The sequence below is a fragment of the Mesorhizobium muleiense genome (genome assembly GCF_900099905.1).
In the GTDB taxonomy this organism is placed as follows: Bacteria; Pseudomonadota; Alphaproteobacteria; order Rhizobiales; family Rhizobiaceae; genus Mesorhizobium; species Mesorhizobium muleiense.
Window position 1 is genome coordinate 31414 of sequence record NZ_FNEE01000033.1, and the last position, 22275, is coordinate 53688.

20 protein-coding genes are annotated in these 22275 nt (G+C 62.5%); 16 read left to right on the top strand and 4 right to left on the bottom strand.

Going from position 1 to position 22275, the window contains the following annotated elements; genetic code table 11:
• The first annotated feature begins 187 nt into the window (after positions 1-187).
• The 7 genes from BLT09_RS31095 (at position 188) to BLT09_RS31125 (ending at position 9013) form a co-directional block, all read left to right on the top strand.
• Positions 188-649, top strand: a complete 462-nt coding sequence (locus tag BLT09_RS31095) for a MerR family transcriptional regulator (RefSeq protein ID WP_023802166.1) — start codon at positions 188-190, stop codon at positions 647-649.
• Positions 650-938: 289 nt separating this feature from the next.
• Positions 939-2735 carry an acyl-CoA dehydrogenase gene (locus BLT09_RS31100; RefSeq protein WP_091600328.1) on the top strand — a complete coding sequence of 599 codons (1797 nt, stop codon included), beginning with the start codon at positions 939-941 and terminating at the stop codon, positions 2733-2735.
• A gap of 56 nt (positions 2736-2791) precedes the next feature.
• The gene (locus BLT09_RS31105) at positions 2792-3961 is read left to right on the top strand and encodes an acyl-CoA dehydrogenase family protein (RefSeq protein WP_091600329.1); all 1170 of its coding nucleotides are present in this window, start codon (positions 2792-2794) and stop codon (positions 3959-3961) included.
• 30 nt (positions 3962-3991) lie between these two features.
• Positions 3992-5200 carry an acetyl-CoA C-acetyltransferase gene (locus BLT09_RS31110; protein ID WP_023802169.1) on the top strand — a complete coding sequence of 403 codons (1209 nt, stop codon included), beginning with the start codon at positions 3992-3994 and terminating at the stop codon, positions 5198-5200.
• A 14-nt stretch (positions 5201-5214) separates the two neighbouring features.
• On the top strand, positions 5215-7434 hold the full coding sequence (locus BLT09_RS31115; RefSeq protein ID WP_091600330.1) for a 3-hydroxyacyl-CoA dehydrogenase NAD-binding domain-containing protein: 2220 nt from the start codon (positions 5215-5217) through the stop codon (positions 7432-7434).
• Positions 7435-7516: 82 nt separating this feature from the next.
• Entirely contained in the window at positions 7517-8167 is a 651-nt protein-coding gene (locus BLT09_RS31120) for a S24 family peptidase (protein WP_091600331.1), read from the top strand.
• 9 nt (positions 8168-8176) lie between these two features.
• Positions 8177-9013 (top strand): thermonuclease family protein, encoded by an 837-nt coding sequence (locus BLT09_RS31125; RefSeq protein ID WP_091600332.1) that lies wholly within the window; start codon positions 8177-8179, stop codon positions 9011-9013.
• On the opposite strand, the gene BLT09_RS31130 is transcribed toward BLT09_RS31125, so the two are convergent.
• Positions 8976-10625: a lysine--tRNA ligase gene (locus tag BLT09_RS31130; RefSeq protein ID WP_091600333.1), complete on the bottom strand. Its 1650-nt coding sequence runs from the start codon at positions 10623-10625 to the stop codon at positions 8976-8978. The two genes, BLT09_RS31125 and BLT09_RS31130, sit on opposite strands and share 38 nt — an antisense overlap.
• A gap of 168 nt (positions 10626-10793) precedes the next feature.
• On the opposite strand from BLT09_RS31130, the gene BLT09_RS31135 reads away from it, so the two are divergent.
• The gene (locus BLT09_RS31135; RefSeq protein ID WP_091600334.1) at positions 10794-11204 is read left to right on the top strand and encodes a tellurite resistance TerB family protein; all 411 of its coding nucleotides are present in this window, start codon (positions 10794-10796) and stop codon (positions 11202-11204) included.
• An 88-nt stretch (positions 11205-11292) separates the two neighbouring features.
• Here BLT09_RS31135 and BLT09_RS31140 read toward each other — a convergent pair whose 3' ends face one another.
• Positions 11293-12111 carry an ABC transporter substrate-binding protein gene (locus BLT09_RS31140; protein WP_091600345.1) on the bottom strand — a complete coding sequence of 273 codons (819 nt, stop codon included), beginning with the start codon at positions 12109-12111 and terminating at the stop codon, positions 11293-11295.
• A 291-nt stretch (positions 12112-12402) separates the two neighbouring features.
• Between BLT09_RS31140 and BLT09_RS31145 the strand changes: the two genes are divergently transcribed.
• The 3 genes from BLT09_RS31145 to BLT09_RS31155 all read left to right on the top strand — a co-directional run bounded on the left by BLT09_RS31145 (position 12403) and on the right by BLT09_RS31155 (position 14635).
• Positions 12403-13137 carry a helix-turn-helix transcriptional regulator gene (locus BLT09_RS31145; RefSeq protein WP_091600335.1) on the top strand — a complete coding sequence of 245 codons (735 nt, stop codon included), beginning with the start codon at positions 12403-12405 and terminating at the stop codon, positions 13135-13137.
• A gap of 97 nt (positions 13138-13234) precedes the next feature.
• On the top strand, positions 13235-13873 hold the full coding sequence (locus BLT09_RS31150) for an acyl-homoserine-lactone synthase (protein ID WP_027155170.1): 639 nt from the start codon (positions 13235-13237) through the stop codon (positions 13871-13873).
• 15 nt (positions 13874-13888) lie between these two features.
• On the top strand, positions 13889-14635 hold the full coding sequence (locus BLT09_RS31155) for an enoyl-CoA hydratase-related protein (protein ID WP_084646899.1): 747 nt from the start codon (positions 13889-13891) through the stop codon (positions 14633-14635).
• A 71-nt stretch (positions 14636-14706) separates the two neighbouring features.
• Here BLT09_RS31155 and ppk2 read toward each other — a convergent pair whose 3' ends face one another.
• On the bottom strand, positions 14707-15615 hold the full coding sequence (ppk2, locus tag BLT09_RS31160) for a polyphosphate kinase 2 (RefSeq protein ID WP_091600336.1): 909 nt from the start codon (positions 15613-15615) through the stop codon (positions 14707-14709).
• A 228-nt stretch (positions 15616-15843) separates the two neighbouring features.
• Here ppk2 and BLT09_RS31165 point away from each other — a divergent pair, with 228 nt between their 5' ends.
• From BLT09_RS31165 to BLT09_RS31175, 3 genes are all read left to right on the top strand, one after another.
• Entirely contained in the window at positions 15844-17082 is a 1239-nt protein-coding gene (locus tag BLT09_RS31165; RefSeq protein ID WP_413468404.1) for a sensor histidine kinase, read from the top strand.
• A 202-nt stretch (positions 17083-17284) separates the two neighbouring features.
• Positions 17285-18010 (top strand): phosphate signaling complex protein PhoU, encoded by a 726-nt coding sequence (gene phoU, locus BLT09_RS31170; protein ID WP_023802181.1) that lies wholly within the window; start codon positions 17285-17287, stop codon positions 18008-18010.
• 91 nt (positions 18011-18101) lie between these two features.
• Positions 18102-19109 (top strand): magnesium and cobalt transport protein CorA, encoded by a 1008-nt coding sequence (locus BLT09_RS31175; protein WP_027155175.1) that lies wholly within the window; start codon positions 18102-18104, stop codon positions 19107-19109.
• Between the two features lie 116 nt (positions 19110-19225).
• On the opposite strand, the gene BLT09_RS31180 is transcribed toward BLT09_RS31175, so the two are convergent.
• A complete protein-coding gene (locus BLT09_RS31180) occupies positions 19226-19744 on the bottom strand; it encodes a GcrA family cell cycle regulator (RefSeq protein ID WP_027155176.1) in 519 nt (172 codons plus the stop codon).
• Positions 19745-20099: 355 nt separating this feature from the next.
• Between BLT09_RS31180 and BLT09_RS31185 the strand changes: the two genes are divergently transcribed.
• Positions 20100-21299 carry an aspartate aminotransferase family protein gene (locus BLT09_RS31185; RefSeq protein ID WP_091600346.1) on the top strand — a complete coding sequence of 400 codons (1200 nt, stop codon included), beginning with the start codon at positions 20100-20102 and terminating at the stop codon, positions 21297-21299.
• Positions 21300-21316: 17 nt separating this feature from the next.
• Positions 21317-22228: an ornithine carbamoyltransferase gene (argF, locus tag BLT09_RS31190; RefSeq protein ID WP_027155178.1), complete on the top strand. Its 912-nt coding sequence runs from the start codon at positions 21317-21319 to the stop codon at positions 22226-22228.
• The last annotated feature ends 47 nt before the right edge of the window (positions 22229-22275 follow it).

Genomic DNA, 22275 nt, shown 5'->3' on the forward strand with positions numbered 1-22275 from the left:
CCTCCCGCACGACGCCCTTGCTTCGTGAGGCGGCTATCGGTATAGAATTGACGTAAACGTAAGGGTGCAGATTGTGCCGTTTGCGATTTTGTTTGTTGAAACCACGAGTGGAAGCACGCCCCCGCTTCGACTCAGGCGACGCACGGTCCAGGACCGCGGCGCCACCAGATGGGGAAAGCCAGTGACCATGAAACTTGTTTCGCCCGGCGAAGCCGCGGCCAATACCAATGACATGTCCGATAAAGCCGGCGAGGATCTTGTCCGCATCGGCGAGATGGCCAAGAAATACGGAGTAACGCTGCGTACGCTGCGTTTCTACGAGGACAAGGGCCTTCTCAATCCGCAGCGCGACGGCTCGACCCGTCTCTACACGCGCCGCGACAAGGCGCGGCTGAAGCTGATCCTGCTCGGCCGCAAGGTCGGGTTCTCGCTGCGCGACGTCAAGCAGATGATGGACCTCTACGACCCCAGCGGTTCCAACACCAAGCAGTTGCGACTGACGCTCGACAAGTCGGAGAAGCAGCTTGCCCGCCTGCAGAAGCAGCGGGCTCTGATCGACGATGCCATCAACGAGTTGAGCAACTCGATGGCGGCGGTGCGTCAGATGCTGAGCGAACGCTCGGCGCCGCAGGCCAGCGTCGCCGGGTAATTCTTCGCCGGCTTCCGGTGAACGGCCTTCTGGGAGAGAGCCGCGTGGGCCTTGGCTGCGCGGCTCTTCCCGTTGTCTTGCGGCTGCGCCGGGATTTTCAATCTGTTCGCACTGGCTACGGCCAGCGCCGTTACGCTATGAGCGAGCGGCCGGAATAATTTGTCGCATCAAAAAATTGACGTTTACGCAAACGTCAACTTTTGCTATTCCGACCTGAACATTGGTCCACATGCCCGTCTGACTTCACATTGGGGGATTCGGGGCCAAGGCCGCATGGTGGAGGAAATGCATGCCGATCTACAGGGCGCCGGTCCAGGACACGCTGTTTGTGCTGAACGAAGTGCTGGTCTACCAGCGCTATTCCAATCTTCCCGGATTTTCCGACGCGACACCGGACGTGGTCGAGGCCATCCTCGCCGAGGGCGCCAAGCTCGCTGAAAATGTCATGCAGCCGCTGAACCGCGTCGGCGACATGGAAGGCTGCGTGCGCCATGGCGACGGTTCGGTGACGACGCCGAAAGGCTTCAAGGAGGCCTTCGACCAATACCGCGAGGGCGGCTGGTTGGGGCTGGCCGCACCCGTCGAATTTGGCGGCCAGGGTCTGCCTTACGCGGTGCATACCGCTGTTTCCGAATATATGATTTCGGCCAACATGTCGCTGATGATGTACCCCGGCCTGACGCAGGGCGCGATCGCCGCGATCATTACCCATGGCACCGACGAGCAGAAGGCGATCTGGTTGCCAAAGCTGGTCGAAGGCGTCTGGACCGGCACCATGAACCTGACCGAGCCGCATTGCGGCACCGATCTCGGCCTGCTGCGCACCAGGGCGGTTCCCAATGGCGACGGCACCTACAGGATTTCGGGCCAGAAGATCTTCATATCGGCCGGCGAGCACGACATGGCGGACAACATCGTCCACCTGGTGCTGGCCCGCATCGAGGGCGCGCCGGAAGGCGTGAAGGGCATTTCGCTGTTCATCGTGCCGAAGCTCAAGCTCGATGCATCAGGCAATCCTGGCGAGAAGAACACCGTCTCCTGCGGCTCGATCGAGGAGAAGATGGGCATCCATGGCAATTCGACCTGCGTCATGAATTATGACGAGGCACAAGGCACGCTGCTTGGCGAGACGAATGGCGGGCTGAAAGCCATGTTCACGATGATGAATGAAGCGAGGCTCGGCGTCGGCCTGCAGGGGCTTTCTCTGTCGGAGGTTGCCTACCAGAACGCTGTGTCCTATGCCAAGGATCGCCTGCAGGGACGCTCGCTGTCTGGGCCGAAGGCGCCGGACAAGAAGGCCGACCCGATCATCGTCCACTCCGATATCCGTCGCAGCCTGATGACCATGAAGGCCTTCAACGAGGCCGGTCGCGCACTGGCGCTGTGGACGGCGATCAAGTCCGATATCGCCCACCGTGCCAGTGACGACAAGGACCGCCAGGCTGCCGACGACTACACCGGGCTGATGACGCCGGTGGTCAAGGGCGTGCTCACCGACAAGGGTTTCGACCACGCGGTGATGGCGCAGCAAGTGTTCGGCGGGCACGGCTATATCGAAGAGCACGGCATGAGCCAGTTCGTGCGCGATGCCCGCATCGCCATGATCTACGAGGGCGCCAACGGCATACAGGCGCTCGACCTCGTCGGCCGCAAGCTGGCCCTGAATGGCGGCCGCGCCGTGCAGGCTTTCTTCAGGGAGGTCGGCGAGTTCTGCGAGGAGAACCGCACTGACGAGAAGATGGCGCCCGTTACCAAGGCGCTGAAGAAGGGCCTCAACGATCTGCAGGCGGCGACGATGTGGCTGATGCAGAACGGCATGGCCAAGCCCGATAACGCCGGCGCCGCCTCGACCGACTACATGCATCTCTTCGGCCTGGTGGCGCTGGGCTATATGTGGGCGCAGATGGCCAAGGCAGCCGGGGCGAGATTGGAGAATGGCGCCAATGGTACTTCGGCGTTCTACGATAGCAAGCTGGTGACGGCGCGCTTCTTCATGGAGCGGATCATGCCGGAAACATCGGCGCACCTCGCCCGCATCTCCAGCGGCGCCGATACATTGATGGCACTGCCGGCGGAAGCGTTCTAAGCTCGATTTTCCCTCCCCTCGAGGGGAGGGGGACGTCGGCGCAAGGGAGAAACAGCATGACCAACCCCGCCGAAATTCTTGGCCTTCCCAAACCTGCCTGGGCGGCGGACGAGGTCGGCATGCTCTACGACATGGCGCACCGCTTCATGTCGGAAGAGATCGCGCCACGCTATGACGAGTTCGAGAAGAACGAGATGGTCGACCGTGAGTGCTGGCTGAAGGCGGGCGCGGCCGGTCTGCTCTGTGCCTCGATGCCGGAGGAATATGGCGGTTCGGGCGGGACGTTCGCGCATGAGAGCGCCATCATCGAGGCGATCGGCCATGTCGGCGTCGACGGTTTTGGCATCGGCCTGCACAATTCGATCGTCGCCCCTTACATCCTCCACTACGGCTCGGAGGAGCAGAAGAAGAAGTGGCTGCCGAAACTGGCGACCGGCGAGCTGATCGGCGCCATCGCCATGACCGAGCCCGGCGCCGGGTCCGACCTGCAAGGCGTCAAGACGCGCGCCGAGAAGGACGGCAACCAGTACAAGGTCAACGGCTCAAAAACCTTCATCACCAACGGCCAGCTCGCCAATTTCATCATAATTGTCACCAAGACCGACCCGGAGAAGGGCGCCAAGGGCACTTCGCTGATCGTCGTCGAGACCGACGAGGTGGAAGGGTTCGAGCGCGGCCGCAACCTCGACAAGATCGGGCTCAAGGCCAACGACACGTCGGAACTGTTCTTCAACGATATGCGCGTGCCGACCTCCAATCTACTCGGCCACGAGGAAGGCCAGGGCTTCGTCCAGTTGATGCAGCAATTGCCGCAGGAGCGGCTGCAGATCGGCACCGGTGCCATCGCCATGGTCGAACGGGCGCTGGCGTTGACCATCGACTACGTCAAGGAGCGCAAGGCCTTCGGCAAGGCGATTATCGATTTCCAGAACACCCAGTTCAAGATGGCCGAACTGAAGACCGAGGCGACCATAGGCCGGGTCTTCTACAATGACTGCGTCGCCCGCCATATCGATGGAGGCCTCGACCCGGTGACGGCCTCGATGGCCAAATACTGGCTGTCCGACCTGCAGGGAAAAGTCGTCGACGAATGCCTTCAACTGCATGGCGGCTATGGCTACATGAATGAGTATCCGATCGCCCGCATGTTCCGCGACGCCCGCGTCCAGCGCATCTACGGCGGCACCAACGAGATCATGAAATTGCTGATCGGGCGCTCTCTCTGAGAGACTTTCAGCAAACCAAGGAGCAGGAAAATGGCCGAAGCTTATGTCTATGACGCCGTGCGCACGCCGCGCGGCAGGGGCAAGAAGGATGGCTCGCTGCACGAGGTGCCGGCGGTACGGCTCGGCGCCAAGGTGCTTGAGGCGATCCGTGACCGCAATGGGCTGGACACCGGCGCCGTCGACGACATCATCTTCGGCTGCGTCGATCCGGTCGGCGAGGCGGGCTCTGTCATTCCGCGCGCCGCCGCCTTCGAGGCCGGTTACGACACGAAAGCGCCCGGCATGCAGATCTCGCGTTTCTGCGCCTCTGGCCTGGACGCCATCAATTTCGGCGCCGCCAAGATCGCGCAGGGCGCCGACGAGATCGTCATCGCCGGCGGCGTCGAATCGATGTCGCGCGTCGGCATGGGCGCGTCCGGCGGCGCCTGGTTCATGGACCCCTCGGTCGGCCTGCCGGGCTGGTTTGTGCCGCAAGGCATCTCGGCCGATCTGATCGCCACGAAATACGGCTTTTCGCGCGACGACGTCGACGCCTATGCGGTCGAAAGCCAGAAGCGCGCCGCCAAAGCCTGGGGCGAAGGCCGCTTCAAGAATTCGGTGATCTCGATCAAGGACCAGAACGGCCTGACCATCCTCGACCACGATGAGCATATGCGGCCTTCGACCGATATGCAGTCGCTGGCGGCCCTCAACCCGTCTTTCGTCATGCCCGGCGAAATGGGCGGCTTCGATGCCGTCGCGGTGCAGAAGCACCCCGAGGTGGAGGAGGTCAATCACGTCCACCACGCCGGCAATTCGTCCGGCATCGTCGACGGCGCGGCGGCCGTTCTGCTCGGCTCGAAGAAGGCTGGAAAGTCGCTCGACCTGAAGCCGCGCGCTCGCATCCGTGCATTCGCCAATATCGGCTCGGAACCGGTGCTGATGCTGACCGGTCCGGTCGACGTGACCGAGAAGCTGCTGAAGCGCGCCAGGATGAAGCTGTCGGACATCGATCTGTTCGAGCTCAACGAGGCGTTCGCCTCGGTGGTGCTGCGCTACATGCAGGCTTTCGACATTTCGCACGACAGGATCAACGTCAATGGCGGCGCCATCGCCATGGGCCATCCGCTCGGCGCAACCGGTGCGATGATCTTCGGAACGGTGCTGGACGAACTGGAGCGCCGCGACCTGAACACCGCGCTGGTGACGCTCTGCATCGGCGCCGGCATGGGCACCGCAACGATCATCGAACGCGTCTGACGGGAGAGAGACCGATGAGCTACACCAATTTCACCCTCGACATCGACGCCGATGGCATCGCGCTGGTCACCTGGGACATGCCCGACCGCTCGATGAACGTCTTCACCGAAGAGGCGATGCTGGAGCTGAACGCCATCGTCGACAAGGTGGCGAGCGACGCGTCGATAAAGGGGGCGGTGATCACCTCCGGCAAGGACACATTCTCCGGCGGTGCAGACATCACCATGCTGCAGAAGATGCTGTCGAAGTTCGCAGCCGATAAAGCCAAGGACCTGGACAAGGCGACCAAGGCATTGTTCGACAATGCCGGCTACATGACCGGCTTGTTCCGCAAGCTGGAGACCTCAGGCAAGCCGTGGGTTTCGGCGATCAACGGCACCTGCATGGGCGGTGCGTTCGAGCTGTCGCTCGCTTGCCATGGCCGTGTCGCGGCCGATTCCGACAAGGTCAAGATGGCGCTCCCCGAAGTGAAGATCGGCATCTTCCCGGGTGCCGGCGGCACCCAGCGCGTGCCGCGGCTGACCGACCAGCAGCAGGCGCTGCAGATGCTGACTTCCGGTCAAACGCTGTCGCCGCAGAAGGCCAGGTCGATGGGCCTGATCCATGAGATTGCCGAACCGACGAAGCTGGTCGAAACCGCCAAAGCCATGATCAAAAATGGCTTGAAGCCAGTGGCGCCGTGGGACGAGAAGGGCTTCAAGCTGCCCGGCGGCCCGGTCTATTCGGTGGCCGGCGCCAATCTGTGGCCACCGGCAATCGCCATCCTGCGTCGCGAGACCTATGGCAACTATCCGGCTGCCGCAGCCATCCTGAAATGCGTCTATGAAGGCCTACTGGTGCCGTTCGATACCGGCTTGCGCATCGAGCAGCGTTATTTCACCGAGATCATGCAGACCAGGGAAGCGGCGGCGATGATCCGCTCGCTGTTCGTGTCGCTGCAGGAACTGAACAAGGGCGCGCGTCGTCCGGCCGGCGTGCCGGAAACCAAGTTCAAGAAGATCGGCGTGCTCGGCGCCGGCTTCATGGGCGCCGGCATCGCCTATGTCACGGCCAAGGCCGGCATTCCGGTGGTGCTGCTCGACCGCGACATGGACGCTGCCGCCAAGGGCAAGGCGCATTCGGACAGCCTGATCTCGGATCAGGTCAGGAAGGGCCGCGCCAAGCCGGAGGACAAGGACAGGCTGCTGTCGCTGATCACGCCGACGGCGGACTATGCCGACCTCGCAGGCTGCGACCTGGTGGTCGAGGCGGTGTTCGAGGATTCGGGCGTCAAGAAGGACGCCACCGAAAAGGCGGAGGCCGTGCTGAAGCCGGCGGCGGTCTTTGCGTCGAACACGTCCACCATCCCGATCACGTCGCTGGCGAAGAATTCGGCGCGGCCGAAGAATTTCATCGGCATCCATTTCTTCTCGCCGGTCGACAAGATGATGCTGGTCGAGATCATTTTGGGCAAGAAGACGGGCGACAAGGCGCTGGCCACTGCGATCGACTTCGTCCGCGCGATCAAGAAGACGCCGATCGTCGTCAACGACACGCGCGGCTTCTACGTCAACCGCTGCGTGCTGCGCTACATGTCGGAAGCCTACAAGATGCTCATCGAGGGGATTCCGGCGCCGATGATCGAGAACGCGGCGAAGGCCGCCGGCATGCCGGTCGGCCCCTTGGCGCTGACGGACGAAACGGCGATCGACCTCGCGCAGAAGATCATGAAGCAGACCATGCGCGATCTCGGCGACAAGGCGGTCGACCCGAAGCAGATGACGCTGATCAACACGCTGGTCGACACGCATGGCCGCTTCGGCCGCAAGAACGGCAAGGGTTTTTACGACTATCCGCAAAAGCCTGCCAAGAAGAAGCTGTGGCCGGGCCTGAAGGATCTCTATCGGCAGTTGCCGCCTGAAGAGGTCGACTATGAGGAACTGAAGCAGCGGCTCCTGGTCACCATCGCGTTGGAGGCGGCCCGGGTGATGGAGGAGGGCATCGTCACCGATCCGCGCGAGGCCGATGTCGGCTCGATCCTCGCTTTCGGCTTCGCGCCCTTTACCGGCGGCGTGCTGTCCTACATCGACGGCATCGGCGCAAAAAAATTCGTCAAGATCGCCAAGGGTCTTCAGAAGAAGTATGGCGGCGAGTTCAAAGCGCCGAAGCTCCTGCTCGAGATGGCAGAGAAGGGCGAGACTTTCTACGAACGCTTTGATCCCTATGCCAGGAGCGAGGCCAAGAAGGCGGCGTGACGCCGCCTTCGGTGGTGGACAAAATCACGGCCACCGGTTAGAACGGAGAAGGTATTTTTTCCTGTTCGGAAGGGGAGCAAAAGTGCTCTCGCATGATCGCGTTTGGGCCGCCATCGATGCTCTCGCCGAGCGCTATTCGCTCTCGGCCTCGGGGCTGGCGAAACGCGCGGGCCTCGATTCGACCGCCTTCAACAAGTCGAAGCGGCTGTCCTCGGACGGGCGGCCGCGCTGGCCGTCGACCGAGTCGCTGGCCAAAATCATCGAGGCGACCGGCGCCTCGCTCGACGAATTCACCGGACTGGTCGAAGGCCGGGGCAAGACCGTCCCCGGATCTCTGCCGGCACAGACGTCTTCGGTGCCGCTGCTCGGCTTCGCCCAGGCCGGCGCCGGCGGCTTCTTCGACGATGCCGGCTTTCCCGTGGGGCAGGGCTGGGACCTGATCGAGCTTCCAGCGCGGGCGACCGAAACCTCCTATGCGCTGCAGGTCCAGGGCGATTCCATGCTGCCGCTCTACCGCAACGGCGACGTGCTGATCGTCGAGCCGGGCGCCGCCACCCGCAAGGGCGATCGCGTCGTCGTCAAGACCAATGCCGGCGAGGTAATGGCCAAGGTGCTGGACCGTCAGACGGCGAAGTCGATCATGCTGGTCTCGCTCAATCCCGATCACCCGGATCGCGACATCCCGATGCGCGATGTCGAATGGGTGGCGCGGATTGTCTGGGCAAGCCAGTAGGGGCCGCCGGTGAGTCCGCTTCATGCCGCCGCCGCGGTATTGACGATCCTGGCAATGGGGGCTGCGATTGCCGCAGGTGGCCGCGCCGTGCTGCAGGACGAAAATCGGCGCGTCGCGGCTCGGGCGCAGGCCAGCATCGCGGCGCAATCCCAAGCGCCCGCTACATCAGCAAATCCGCGACCCAAGGCGGCGAGCCCAGAGGCGCGTTCCAGGGCCATCGATCCGGAAGTCGTCGCGCCGCCGCAGCTTCAGCCGCAAGAGCTTGAGCGGGTCGAGCCGCGCGCGCCGCTGAGTGAGTTGGCGCTGGCCGGACCGCCCAAGCCGCCCAAAACGAAAATGCCCGACGACTGGAACGGGACAAAACTGTTCCAGCCGGTTGCATCGGCCGCCGGTGTGATCGGGGCCAAAGGCTACTCCGTCGCGATTTCCGGCGTCGACATCGTCAGGCAGGACGAAACGTGCACCGACGGCGGCAAGTCGTGGACGTGTGGCACCCGGGCGCGAACGGCGTTCCGTGCCTTCCTGCGCGGTCGGGCGGTGGTCTGCACGGTGCCACCCGAGGGCGGCCGCGACCTGATCACCGCCGAATGCCGCGTCGGCAACCAGGATGTCGGCCAGTGGTTGATCGAAAACGGCTGGGCGCGCGCCGCCAAGGGTGGCCCTTACGTCGAGGCCGGCGAGAAGGCCCGTATGGCGAGGAAGGGCATTTTCGGGCCGGCGCCCAGTCTCTCCGGCCTGCCTCCGGCACCAGCCCCCTTTGCGGCCACAGCGCAGCCGACGCAGCCGATTCTCGATCCTTCGGCGGCGGCTACGCCGCCAGCTGACCAGCCAGCGCCTTCTGAATGAGCGCGCGGGTTTCTGCTATTCCGTAGAGCGCAGCGAAGGAACCGAAGCGCGGGCCGCGCTCCTGTCCGATCAAAATCTGGTAGATCATCTGGAAGAAGGCGACGGAGACGCCCGGCCCGCCTTCCGGGCTCTGCTTCGAATGGTCCTGATAGCGCTCGATCTTGCGCGCGACGTTGAGAGCGGCATTCTGGATCGCCTCGCCATCGGCATCTGTCGGCAATGCGGCGAGCGCTTCGGACAGTTTCGTCAGCGCCTCGCGCTCGACCGCATCGGCGGCCCGGTACACCTTGGCCGGCTTCACGAAATCGTCGAAATAGCGGATCGCATACTCGGCCAGCCGGTCGAGCTCGGGATGGGTCTTCGGCGTCACGCCTGACGTGTGGCGCAAAATGAACCCCCACAGCACGTCCTTGTTCTGGGCGTTCGAGGCGCTGACCAGATTGAGCAGCAGCGCGAACGATACCGGCAGGTCGACGACAGGCGGGTTGCCGTCATGCATGTGCCAGACGGGATTTCCCAGCCGCTCCTTCCACTCCTGCCGGCGATAGGCGGACAGAAAGGCGTAATACTCGTCCACCGCCTTCGGAATGACGTCGAAATAGAGCTTCTTGGCCTGCCGCGGCCGCTGGTACATATAGAGCTCGAGGCTTTCGGTCGGCGCGTAGGTCAGCCACTCGTCGATGGTCAGTCCGTTGCCCTTCGACTTCGAAATCTTCTGGCCGTTCTCGTCCAGGAACAGCTCATAGACGAAATGCTCGGGAGCGCGCCCGCCCAGGATGTTGCAGATACGGTCGTAGATCACCGCATTCGTCTGGTGGTCTTTGCCGAACATTTCGAAATCGACGCCGAGCGCGGCCCAGCGCATGCCGAAATCCGGCTTCCACTGCAGCTTCACCCTGCCGCCGGTTATGGGCAGCGTGGTTTCGGTGCCGTCATCGTCGAAGGTGATAGTGCCGGCCTTGGCGTCGACATGCTTCATGGGGACGTAAAGCACGCGGCCGCTTTTGGGGGAAATCGGCAAGAACGGACTGTAGGTCGCCTGACGCTCCTCTCCGAGCGTCGGCAGCATCACGTCCATGATTTTGTCGAAACGTTCGGCAGCGCGCAGCAGAACGTCGTCGAAACGGCCAGCCTTGTAGTATTCCGTCGCGCTGGCGAACTCATAGTCGAAGCCGAACGTGTCCAGGAAACGGCAAAGCATTGCGTTGTTGTGGTCTGCGAAGCTCGCATAGTCGCCGCCAAAAGGATTGGGAACGGACGAGAGCGGCTTGTGCAGGTGCGGCTCGAGTGCGGCGCGATCGGGGACGCTGTCCGGAATCTTGCGCATGCCGTCCATGTCGTCGGAAAAGCACAAGATCTTGGTCTTGACGGTGTCCCGGGTGAGGACGCGGAAGGCGTGGCGCACCATCGAGGTGCGTGCGACCTCGCCGAAAGTACCGATGTGCGGCAGCCCCGACGGACCGTAGCCGGTCTCAAACAGGACAGTCTCGGGAAAGTCAGCCCCTTTGTAGCGATCGACGATCTTCCTGGCTTCCTCGAACGGCCACGCCTTGCTTTCGGCCGCTGCCGCAAGCACCTCGGGATTGAGATCGATGATGTTTGATCCCGCCATGTTACTGTTTTCCAAATTATTCGCTGGCATCGTCGCAAGAAGGGGCCGGATGATTTTTTCAACCGGTCTCTAGGCGTGCCTGCCGTGGGCGTCAACGATCGCGGCGCTTTTTCCTTGCGACGCCGGTGCCGCGTTCCTAACTTCGGAGCCCGTTTGAGGAGTTTTTAAATGCCATTGCCACCGCACGAAGCCCTGATCTATCTTATGGTCATCACTTCCGCGTCCGATCGTGACATGACCAATGTCGAATTGGCGCGGATTGGCGACGTCGTCCGCTCATGGCCGGTGTTCGAGGACTTCGACCACAACCGGCTGGTCGGCGTCGCCCAGGACTGCCAGAAGTTGCTGCACGAAAAGGACGGGTTGGAAGGCGTTTTGGCGCACGTCGCTGAAGCACTGCCCGAGCGCCTGCTTGACACCGCCTATGCCGCAGCCTTCGAGGTCGCGGCCGTCGACCTCGAAATGCGCCTGGAGGAGGTGAGGGTGCTGCAGCTTATCCGTCGCCAGCTCGATCTCGACACGCTCACCGTCGCCGCCATCGCCCGTGCTGCCAAGGCTCGCCTGCGCACGCTGACTTGATCCAGACCCCAACGGTTCAGAAGAAACTGACAGGGCCGGATCAGAAAAAACTGACCGGGCCGGATCAGAAAAAGCTGACCGGGCCGGATCAGAAGAAACTGACCGGGAAATAGCGCAGATAAAACTCGGCGAAGATGCCCTTCACCGAAATCTCCTGCAGTGCGTAGTCGAACGCTGCGGCCAGCGCTGGATCGTTGGCCCTGGTAGCGATGGCCATGCCCGACCCCAGATATTCGGGCGCCAGATAGGGACCGCCGGCAAAGCGGCAGCAGGCTGCGGCATTCGAACTGCCCAGCCAGAAGGCGAAGCGCATGCCGTCGCCGAAGCCGGCGTCGACCTTGCCGGCCTTGAGACCGTCGTAGAGCTCTTCCAGCTGCGCGAAAGGAACGACCTGGACGGTGCCGAAATAATCGCGCAGCATCCGCTCATGCGCGGAGCCTGCGACCACGCCGACGCGCTTGCCACGCAGTCTGTCGAAGATAGGCTCCGTGAGCGCCTTTGCCTTCGGCATGATGAAGCGCGCCGGAAACTGCAGGTAGGAACGCGAGAAAGCATATTTCGACCGCGACTCCGGCGTGGCGGCAATGCCGGCAATGATCGCTTCCCCTTCGCCCTTTTGCAGCGCCCCTTCGAGCTCGGCCCAAGGCAGCGCCTGGATCTGGCATTTTTCGGCGATGCCGAGTTCGGCGCAGATCGCGCGCGCCAGATCGACGTGGAAGCCGGACAAGCGGCCCGCCCCGTCGAGGAAGTTGAACGGCGGGAAATCGGTGGTGGTCAGGAATCTCAGACGCGGCAGCGCGGAAAGGTCGGGCTTCGGCAGCCGCTCCTTGGCATCCCACAGCACCGGCACTTGCGGCTCCGCGGCGCGCGCTCCCGTGAGCCACGCTGCCCCCGTCATTGCCAGCATCAAGACGATGGTCATCCACCGAATTGCCACGATCGAGCTCCGCCCTGTCCTGTCCAATGTGGCTTTTGGTACGAAAATGCCACAGGCACAACGGTTTTTGATTTCATCACGCCGATTTAGGGCTATGCTTCAGCGAGCTTGCAAACATGTGTGGCGGTCGGCTGGAGGGTAGCCGCAAGCCGCTGCAAACTGAGGGGAGCAGGTTTGTAATCCGGGGTCGAGGGCAAAGTGCGGGTCAAGCACTGGGCCGTTGATCTTAACGCGGGAAGGCAACATGGGGTAGATGTTGCAATGGGCCACTTCGATCGCACACTGGAATTCATAGATCAGCTGCAGCACGCCGATACGGCGGCCGCGGTCTGCGAAAAGCTGCTTGGCATAACCTCCGAGTTCGGCCTGACGGCGCTGATGGCCGGAACGGTTCCGCAACCGGGCACGCCAAGAGGCCAGCAAAAGGACCATGTGCTGCTTTGCGAGTGGCCGGGAGAATGGCTGGAGCGCTATGTGGCGCGCAACTATGTCGACCATGACCCCGTTGTCAGCCACATGAAGCAGCTGCAGGCGCCGTTCCAGTGGCGGGAAGCGTCCCAGAGCATCCGCATCGACAAGAGCAGCGGCGAAGTGATGGGCGACGCCGGCGAATTCAAGCTGCGCGACGGATTGGCCTTCCCGCTGATCACGCTCGATGGCCAGATCGTCATGGTGTCGCTGGGCGGCGAGGCCGTCGAATTGTCGGGCGCCGATTTTGGGCTGGTGTCGCTGGTGGCGACCTATGCGATTGGCCGCGCCATGCAGATCCACACGATGGCGGCCAAGACCGTCGACCACCACGTCGAACTGACGCCGCGTGAGCGCGAATGCATGCAATGGGCCGCCGTCGGCAAGTCCGAATGGGAGATTTCACAGATTCTCGGCATTTCGGAACACACATCGGAGAAACACCTTCTTAACGCCAAAAGCAAACTCGGTGCCGTCAACCGGGTGCAGGCGGTCGCGGAAGCGATAAGGCGCGGCTATATTAGCTAGCTCGGCCGTGCCGGCCTAGAAATTCTTGCCTACGTGATCGCGTAATTTCCTCGGGACAGCCCGGCCGTATCTTCCTATTGAACCTAGGAGACGGCAGATGCTTTTTTCCCTTACAACACAGGAACTTATGGAACGTCCCGACCTTTGGGAGGCCGTTCATCGCTTACGCTACAAGATTTTCGTCGAGGAGATGGGGTGGACCGATCTGCAGCGCCCCGACGGCCTTGAGATCGATCAGTTCGACCATGACGAGGCGGTGCATCAGCTCGTCATCCGCAATGGCGAGCTCGCCGGTTATCAGCGGATGTTGCCGACAACGCGTGCGCATCTTTTGACCGAGGTGCTGGCGGACCTCTTTGAAGGCACGCCGCCATCCGGGCCGAACGTCTGGGAACTGACCCGCTATGCGGTCGCGCCGGGCTTTCGTGACGGCAAGCGCGGCGTCTCGACGGTCGGCACCGAGCTCATTGCCGGCTTCGTCGAGTGGGGGCTGAAGCGGAATGTCAACCAGGTGATCATCGAGTTCGAACCGATGTGGGTCCTGCGGGCGCTGCAGTTGCACTTCCTGGCGAAACCGCTTGGCTACCAGCGCACCTATGGTAACCAGCAGGTCGTCGCCACACTGCTCACCTTCAACGAGCACACGCTTGAGGTGGTGCGGTCGCGTCGCAGTCATTTCGCGCCGGTTCTGGCCAGGGGATATCCCGACAGGCTCGGAATGAGGCAGGCCTCGTGAGAATTGGAGACAGCCATGAACATCCACCCGCAAACAGAGTTCCGCAATCATTCGCTGATCGTCACGGTGTCGTCGGATGACGGCCGGCCGGTGCTGGACGGGCGAGCCTATGAAAGCCTGGCCAGGATCTTCCACGAAGCTGCAATCGACGATGATGTGCGCGTCGTGGTGCTGCGCGGCCTCGCCGGCTGCTTCTGCCTCGGCGGCGATTTCTCCGAGTTCCTCGACGCCACCAAGCATCAACGGTTGATCGCTGCCGTCACCGACATGTTCCGCACGTTGGCGACGTTCCCCAAACCGGTCCTTGCCTGTGTCGACGGCGACGCCGTCGGTGTCGGCTGCACCATCCTGTTCCATTGCGACATGGTGATCGCATCTGACGAAAGCACGTTCCGGGTGCCGTTCGTCGATTTCGGCCTCGTGCCGGACGCGGCGACCAGCATCCTGGCGCCGCAAAAACTCGGTTATGCCGGCGCTTTCCGCTTCTTCTGCCTGGGCGACACGCTCAGTGCCGCAGACGCCAGGATGCTTGGCCTGGTCACGGAGATCGTGGTCGGCGACGTCGAGGAAGCCGCACTTGGCAGAGCCAGGCAACTCGCCAAGAAGCCGGTCGCCGCACTGCTGCAGACGCGCGACCTGCTCAAGGGCGACACAGGCGCACTCTGCGATCGCATCGACCAGGAGATTTCGCTGTTTCAGCAGGCTTTGCAGGACGATACCACGCTGCGGCGGCTGCAGCGGATTGCCCGGCTGGCGGCATGAGACGTCATTCGGCAGAATGACAGGATCATCCGGAATCGTGCGGCGCGTCCTTGGGGGCGCGCGGCGGCGCTTCAGGCCTGTCTTCCCAGGAACGAAGGCCCTTCCCCGATGATCTTCTTGTCTTCCTTGCCGATGGCGTCGAGATCGCGGCCGTCATAGGGAAGCGACAACAGGATGCGCCGGATGATGGCAAGTCGCGCGCGCCGCTTGTCGTTGGCCTGTATGATGATCCAGGGCGCGAATTCCTTATGCGTGCGTTCGAACATGAGATCGCGCGCCTTGGTGTAGTCGTCCCATTTGGCGATGCCGGCAATGTCGATCGGCGAGAATTTCCAGTTCTTCAAAGGACTCCAGCGGCGATCGTGAAACCGCTCGAGCTGTGTTTCCCGACCGATGTTCAGCCAGAATTTGAAGAAATGGATGCCCTCGTTACAGATCATCCGTTCAAAATACGGCGTCTCGTCCAGGAATTTCTGATGCTGCTCCGGCGTGCAGAAGCCCATAACCGGCTCGACGCCGGCGCGATTGTACCAGGAGCGGTCGAAGGTGACGAACTCGCCGGATGTCGGAAAGTGCGCGACATAACGCTGGAAATACCATTGCCCGATTTCGGTTGGGCTAGGCTTGGTCAGCGCCACGTTGCGCGCTGTCCTGGGGTTCATGTACTGGCGCAGCGCGAAGATTGTGCCGCCCTTGCCGGCGGCATCGCGTCCTTCGAACAGTGACATCACCCGCTTGCCCGTTGATTGCAGCCATGCCTGCGCCTTGACCAACTCGATCTGCAGCCGCTCGAGCGTCTCGTCATACTCGTCGCTTTTCATTTTCTTGTCGTAGGGGTAGCCGCCGGCGGTCAGCTTGTTGTCCTCGATCCAGTCCGGAAGCTTGGGATCCTCGATGTCGAACTCGAACTCCTTGCCGTTGATCCGGATCTTTTGCGGACCTGGAACAGGCCCGGCGGCATCTTCCTTGGGGTTTTTCATCGAGACGAACCTTTCCAGCTTCCGGACTCATGCTATTGGGAGCCTTACTGCATCGGCCCGAAAATCGGAATCGATTTTCGAAAGGAACGATGCAGCAGATTTAGTGATAACGCCGGTCAGCGGGAATTTTCCAACCTGGCCGGTCGGGGTGGGGACGGAGGCACAGTGCGCGCGAATGGCTGACAGTAGCTGACAATGGCTGATATGGGCGGCGCAGAACAGCGAACCATGGCGCAAGCCGTCGCCACCCGGTTGTGGAACAGCCGCTGGCTGCTTGCGGCCGGCATCGTCGCGGTCTTGACGGTCTATGGTTTCGCAAACATGTCCTTCTATGTTGTGCTGCTGGCATGTGCTGTGCTGCTGCTCGCCGCCGCGATGCTGCCGGCCGGCGTAGCGCGCCAGTCCGCGGAGGATGCCGCGGCGATCGAGGCAGGCGGGCTACAACAGCTGTCGGGAGAATATCTGGCAGCCGCCGTTGCCGATCCGCTGATCATCTTCGATCGCACCGCGACAATTGTCCATGCCAACGCCGCCGCCTTCGCCGCCTTCGGCGGCATCGCACCGGGCATGTCGCTGTCGCTGAAATTCCGCGCGCCCGAGATGCAGGCCTTGCTGGACAGTATCCTGTCGGGCGCCGCCGCTTCGGACGTCGTCGAATATACCGAAAAGCTGCCGGTCGAACGGGCCTATCGCGTGAGTGCATCTTCGGTCGGCCACGGCACCGACCTCTATGTGCTGGTCTTCAAGGACCAGAGCGAGGCGCGCCGCATCGACCGGATGCGGGCCGACTTCATCGCCAATGCCAGCCATGAGCTGCGAACTCCGCTCGCCTCGATTTCCGGTTTCATCGAGACGCTGCGCGGCCCGGCCCGCAACGACCCGGCGGCGCGCGAGCAGTTCCTGCAGATCATGCACAACCAGACCGGCCGCATGGCGCGCCTGATCGACGACCTGCTGTCGCTGTCGCGGCTGGAGATGAAACCCTATCTGAAGCCGGGAACCGAGGTCGATCTCCGCCAGACCCTCGACAGCGTCATCGATTCGCTGGGTCCGCTTGCCCGGGAAAACGGCGTTGCCATCGAGCGGGATTTCGCGAAAGGACCACTCAATGTGCCGGGGGATCGCGATGAACTTTTCCAGGTTTTCGAAAATCTGCTGGAAAACGCCTGCAAATACGGACAGTCGGGTGGACGTGTCGTGGTGACGATTGCCCACAGCGATGACGGTCCCGAACCGGGCATCGACGTCACCATCCGGGACTTCGGCCCCGGCATTCCCGAGGAGCACATCCCGCGCATCACCGAACGTTTCTACCGCGTCGATGTCGAAAACAGCCGGACCCAGAAGGGCACTGGCCTTGGCCTGTCCATCGTCAAGCATATCCTGACGCGCCACAATGCCAGGCTGTCGATCACATCGGAGGTCGGCAACGGCGCAGCTTTCACGGTGCATTTGCTGGCGCACTGACACCTCACTATCTAAGCACGCGCCGGCCCGAGTACCGGAAGACATTAGGACCGCCGGATGCGTGGATACAGGATTTTAGAGCCTACTCTGTGGCCTAGTGGACGCACGTCGCTCTAACGCTTTCTTTTTTCTGTCATCCGGCTAGCGTATCAGCGGGGATTCGAGGAACGACTCGGACCAGAAGACCCGGGAAGGCATCTCCATGCAGTCCGTGCACATCGTCAGCGCCTATGACGAGGAGCTGAAATATCTGTCGAAGCGCATTGCCGCGATGGGCGGGCATGCCGAACGCATGGTCGAACAGGCGATTGCCGCTCTGGTCAACGCCGACCCTGGCCTTGCCCAGAAGGTCATCCGCGACGATGCCGTTCTGGACCAGGGGCAGCGCGAGATCGACGACAAGGCGATCATCATCATCGCCAAGCGCCAGCCGATGGCGACGGATTTGCGCGAGATCGTCGGCGCGATCCGCATCTCGGCGGATCTCGAGCGGGTCGGCGACCTCGGCAAGAATGTCGCCAAGCGCGTGGTTGCCGTCATAGAAGGGCGCCAGCCGACCAGCCTGTTCCGCGGCATCGAGGCTTTGGCGGACCTGGCGTTGACGCAGCTCAAGGAAGTGCTCGACGTCTATGCGTCGCGCTCGGTGGAAAAGATCGGCTTCGTGCGTGACCGCGACGATCAGATCGACGCCGTGTACACCTCGCTGTTTCGCGAGTTGCTGACCTACATGATGGAAGATCCGCGCAACATCACGCCCTGCACGCACCTGCTGTTCTGCGCCAAGAACATCGAGCGGATCGGCGACCACGCCACCAATATCGCCGAGACGATCTACTACATCGTCACCGGCGACCAGATGCCGGCCGAGCGGCCGAAGGGCGACAAGACAGACAAGATTGTGCTTCCCGCAACGCTACCGGCGAAGTGAACGGCTGCCTCTCGAACCCCTTGCTGATTTAGGCTAAGCTTTACCGAACGTTCCTGATCCTGACCCGAGGCCATGCCTCCAGGAGGTAGCGATGGAAACCGTTCGGAACCTGACGCCGGCCCCGCCGACATCGGCCATCGTCGCTTCCAGCGTCTATACCGCCGGCCGGCGTGTCGCCGACATTCCGATCGAGGAAGCCGGCGAATGGGCCAAGAAGCCCGGTCATGTCGTCTGGATCGGCCTGCTGGAGCCGGACCGCGACCTGTTGCTTCGTGTCCAGGCGCAATTCCACCTGCACGATCTGGCGATCGAGGACGCCGAGCATCCGCATCAGCGGCCGAAGATCGAGCAATATGGCGATGCGTTGTTCATCGTTGCCCGCACGGCTCAACTGATCGACAGGCGCGTCACCTTCGGCGAGACGCATCTGTTCGTCGGCGCCGGCTACATCGTCAGCGTCAGGCACGGTCCGTCGACTTCTTATGCCGTCGTTCGCCAGCATTGGGAAAGCTGCCCGCATTCGCTAGCCAAAGGCGAGGATTTCGTCCTCTATGCCATTCTCGATTTCATCGTCGACAACTACATGCCGGTGCTCGAGCAGATCGAGGACGAGGTCGAGGCGATCGAGGACAGGGTTCTGCTGAAGCCGATGACCGGCTCCGACATAGAGCGGCTCTATATGCTGCGCCGCGATCTCTTGCGCCTGCGCAACGCCGCGCTGCCGCTGGTGGAAGTCTGCCGCCGGTTGACCAGCGCCGACCTGCCGCAGATCCATGCGGCCATGCACCCGCTGTTCCGCGACGTCACCGACCACATCCGCACCGTCCAGGAGAAGATCGACAGCTTGCGGGAGGTGCTCGCATTTGCCTTCGAGGCGAGCCTCCTGGTTGGCCAGAGCCAGGAAACGGCGATCACCAAGAAGCTCGCCTCATGGGCTGCAATCCTGGCGGTGCCGACGGCGCTCGCAGGCATCTACGGCATGAACTTCAACGACATGCCGGAACTTAGGATGGAATATGGCTACCCGGTCGTTCTGGGAGCGATTATTTTGGTCTGCTCGGTTCTCTACTGGCGCTTCCGCAAGAGCGGCTGGCTGTGAAAGAAGGGGGGAGTAAGGGAGTAGGGCAGTAAGGGAGTATGTAGTGCGTTGCCAAGGGTCGCACTCACAAAGCCTAATCTTTACCTACTCCCGTACTGCCCTACTCCCCTATTCCCTTATCTACTCCGCCGCCGCTCCGAAGCGGGCTGAAACGCAACGCGGGCGTGATACTTGCAGTAGGGCCCGGTTTCGGCCGCGTCGTTGCCGCAGAAATGGAACTCCTCCGAAAGCGGATCGCCATTCGGCCATTTGCATGTCCGCTCCGTCAATTCGACGAGCTGCAGATGCCGCGAGATCGGCACGACGACGTTCTCGACCGGACGGACATAATGACGCGTCACCGGTACGGCGTCGAATTGCGCCTGCAGCGCGGTCGCGCCGATCGACGTGGTGATATGCCGCGCAGTGCTCGCGGCCCGCGACACCGATTTCTGCACGGTCGATCCCTGCACGCTCTTCTTCTGGCGTGCCGGCGTGGCAGTCGCGCGTCCGCGGCCCGACAGTTTCAGCCGATGCACCTTGCCGATGACGGCATTGCGGCTGACACCCCCAAGCTGGGCGGCGATTTGGCTGGCGCTCAGCCCCTCCGACCACAATTTTCTAAGAAGTTCGACCCGCTCGTCAGTCCAATTCATGAGACCGCGCTCCTGCTGAAATGTGCGGCGATCGGAATCCTTCCACGATCCGGCTTCCGCCGGGCAGACACCACATATATCGGGTGATTAGGTCCGCCGCACGAAATCTAGTTATTTCTCGACCTATAAGTACCTTATGCGCTGACTCGGTGACAAGAGTCCGAGGGCCAACACGAATCGGTTTTTTCGGTTTTCCCCAACTTGCCCGGTCGCTGATGAGCCGGCGTCTCACTGGAAAGCTTGCCGCGCGTCCTTGCGCGACGTTTTCGTTGACTTCATGGCCGAAAAACACGATAAGCCGCACAGGCCGCCGCTTTGGCGGCTTTTTGATTTTCCGGTTCCGGAGACGCATATAATGAGCGGTTCGGCGCTTTTCGAGACCTTTACCCGCGCACCCCTGGCCTTCGACCATGGGGAAGGCACTTGGCTGGTCACCGACAAGGGCGAGCGGTATCTCGATTTTGGCGGCGGCGTTGCCGTGAATTCGCTGGGCCACAGCCATCCGCATCTGGTCTCGGCACTCACCGAGCAGGCGGCCAAGCTCTGGCATGTCTCCAACCTCTACGAGATTCCGGGGCAGAGCCGTCTGGGCGAGCGGCTGGCCGACGCCACCTTCGCCGACAAGGTGTTCTTCACCAATTCCGGCGCCGAGGCGCTGGAATGCGCCATCAAGACGGCGCGGCGCTACCATTTCGTCAAGGGCCATCCCGAGCGCTTTCGCATCGTCACCTTCGAAGGCGCTTTTCATGGCCGCACGCTGGCGACCATTGCCGCCGGCGGCCAGTATAAATACCTGGAAGGTTTCGGCCCCAAGGTCGAAGGTTTCGACCAGGTCGGTTTCGACGACATCGACGCCGTCGAAAAGGCGATCACATCAGAGACCGCCGCGATCCTGATCGAGCCGGTGCAGGGCGAGGGCGGTATTCGCCCGGTGCCGACGCAGTCGCTGAAGCGGCTGAGGCAGCTCTGCGAACAGCATGATCTGCTGCTGATCTTCGACGAGGTCCAGTGCGGCATCGGCCGCACCGGAAAACTGTTCGCGCATGAATGGGCTGGCGTCACGCCCGACATCATGGCGGTCGCCAAGGGCATCGGCGGCGGTTTCCCGGTGGGCGCCTGCCTCGCCACCGACGAGGCCGCCGTCGGCATGACCGCCGGCGTGCACGGCACCACTTTCGGCGGCAATCCGCTGGCGATGGCGGTCGGCAACGCCGTGCTCGACGTGGTGCTGGAAGACGGTTTTCTGGAGGATGTGCAGCGCAAGGCGTTGCTGCTGAAGCAGGGGCTGGCGGGTGTCGCCGACGAATTTCCTGATGTCATCGAAGACATCAGAGGCAGCGGCCTGATGCTCGGCCTGAAATGCGCCGCGCCCAACACCAAGGTGAACATGGCGTTGCGCGACCAGCATCTGCTGGCGGTTCCGGCCGGCGACAACGTTCTTCGCCTGCTGCCGCCGCTCACCGTCACCGACGCCGAGATCCGTGAGGCGCTCGACCGCATCCGCGCCGGCGCCCGGGGCCTGTCGGACGCCATCGCCGCGGCTGCGGCGAAATAACAGTCGGAAGACCCAAGATGAGCCTTCGCCATTTCACCGATCTTTCCGCCGTTTCCGAGGGCGATCTGCGCCTTATGCTGGACGATGCCGTCGTGCGAAAGGCGAGGCTGAAGGCCGGCGAGCGGACAAAACCGCTTGAAGGCAAGGTGCTGGCGATGATCTTCGACAAACCGTCGACGCGCACGCGCGTGTCGTTCGACGTCGGCATGCGCCAGCTCGGCGGCGAGACCATCATGCTGACCGGCGCCGAGATGCAGCTCGGCCGCTCCGAAACCATCGCCGACACGGCCAAGGTGCTGTCGCGCTATGTCGATGCGATCATGATCCGCACCACATCGCATGACCGGCTGCTGGAGCTGACCGAGAACGCGACCGTCCCCGTCATCAACGGGTTGACCGACGACACCCATCCCTGCCAGCTGATGGCCGACATCATGACCTTCGAGGAGCATCGCGGCCCGGTCGCCGGCAAGACCATCGCCTGGACCGGCGACGGCAACAACGTGCTGCATTCGCTGCTGGAGGCCTCGGCGCGGTTCCGCTTCAACCTCAACGTGGCCGTGCCGGAAGGCAGCGAGCCGGCGCAGAAGCATGTCGACTGGTCGAGGGCGCATGGCGGCAAGTTGAACTTCACCCGCTCGCCCGAGGAGGCCGTCCACGAGGCCGACTGTGTCGTTACCGATTGCTGGGTGTCGATGGGCCAGGAGCACCGTGCTCGCGGCCACAATGTCTTCTCACCCTATCAGGTCAATGCGGCACTGATGGCGAAGGCAAAGCCCGACGCGTTGTTCATGCACTGCCTGCCGGCGCATCGCGGCGAGGAGGTCACCGACGAAGTCATCGACGGCCCGCATTCGGTGGTGTTCGACGAGGCCGAGAACCGGCTCCACGCCCAGAAGGCGGTTTTGGCCTGGTGCCTCGGCGCTTGATCCGGGCTGCTGTGATCCTGGTCACCGTGATCCGAGCCGCCTTGATC

Excerpts from the sequence above, each read along its gene's own strand:
- BLT09_RS31155 (WP_084646899.1), top strand. The coding sequence starts at position 13,889 with ATGAACATCCACCCGCAAACAGAGTTCCGCAATCATTCGCTGATCGTC.
- BLT09_RS31165 (WP_413468404.1), top strand. The coding sequence starts at position 15,844 with ATGGCGCAAGCCGTCGCCACCCGGTTGTGGAACAGCCGCTGGCTGCTT.
- phoU (WP_023802181.1), top strand. The coding sequence starts at position 17,285 with ATGCAGTCCGTGCACATCGTCAGCGCCTATGACGAGGAGCTGAAATAT.
- ppk2 (WP_091600336.1), bottom strand. The coding sequence starts at position 15,615 with ATGAAAAACCCCAAGGAAGATGCCGCCGGGCCTGTTCCAGGTCCGCAA.
- BLT09_RS31115 (WP_091600330.1), top strand. The coding sequence starts at position 5,215 with ATGAGCTACACCAATTTCACCCTCGACATCGACGCCGATGGCATCGCG.
- BLT09_RS31185 (WP_091600346.1), top strand. The coding sequence starts at position 20,100 with ATGAGCGGTTCGGCGCTTTTCGAGACCTTTACCCGCGCACCCCTGGCC.
- BLT09_RS31150 (WP_027155170.1), top strand. The coding sequence starts at position 13,235 with ATGCTTTTTTCCCTTACAACACAGGAACTTATGGAACGTCCCGACCTT.
- BLT09_RS31140 (WP_091600345.1), bottom strand. The coding sequence starts at position 12,111 with ATGCTGGCAATGACGGGGGCAGCGTGGCTCACGGGAGCGCGCGCCGCG.
- BLT09_RS31105 (WP_091600329.1), top strand. The coding sequence starts at position 2,792 with ATGACCAACCCCGCCGAAATTCTTGGCCTTCCCAAACCTGCCTGGGCG.
- BLT09_RS31130 (WP_091600333.1), bottom strand. The coding sequence starts at position 10,625 with ATGGCGGGATCAAACATCATCGATCTCAATCCCGAGGTGCTTGCGGCA.
- BLT09_RS31095 (WP_023802166.1), top strand. The coding sequence starts at position 188 with ATGAAACTTGTTTCGCCCGGCGAAGCCGCGGCCAATACCAATGACATG.
- BLT09_RS31110 (WP_023802169.1), top strand. The coding sequence starts at position 3,992 with ATGGCCGAAGCTTATGTCTATGACGCCGTGCGCACGCCGCGCGGCAGG.
- BLT09_RS31135 (WP_091600334.1), top strand. The coding sequence starts at position 10,794 with ATGCCATTGCCACCGCACGAAGCCCTGATCTATCTTATGGTCATCACT.
- BLT09_RS31100 (WP_091600328.1), top strand. The coding sequence starts at position 939 with ATGCCGATCTACAGGGCGCCGGTCCAGGACACGCTGTTTGTGCTGAAC.
- argF (WP_027155178.1), top strand. The coding sequence starts at position 21,317 with ATGAGCCTTCGCCATTTCACCGATCTTTCCGCCGTTTCCGAGGGCGAT.
- BLT09_RS31175 (WP_027155175.1), top strand. The coding sequence starts at position 18,102 with ATGGAAACCGTTCGGAACCTGACGCCGGCCCCGCCGACATCGGCCATC.
- BLT09_RS31180 (WP_027155176.1), bottom strand. The coding sequence starts at position 19,744 with ATGAATTGGACTGACGAGCGGGTCGAACTTCTTAGAAAATTGTGGTCG.
- BLT09_RS31145 (WP_091600335.1), top strand. The coding sequence starts at position 12,403 with ATGGGCCACTTCGATCGCACACTGGAATTCATAGATCAGCTGCAGCAC.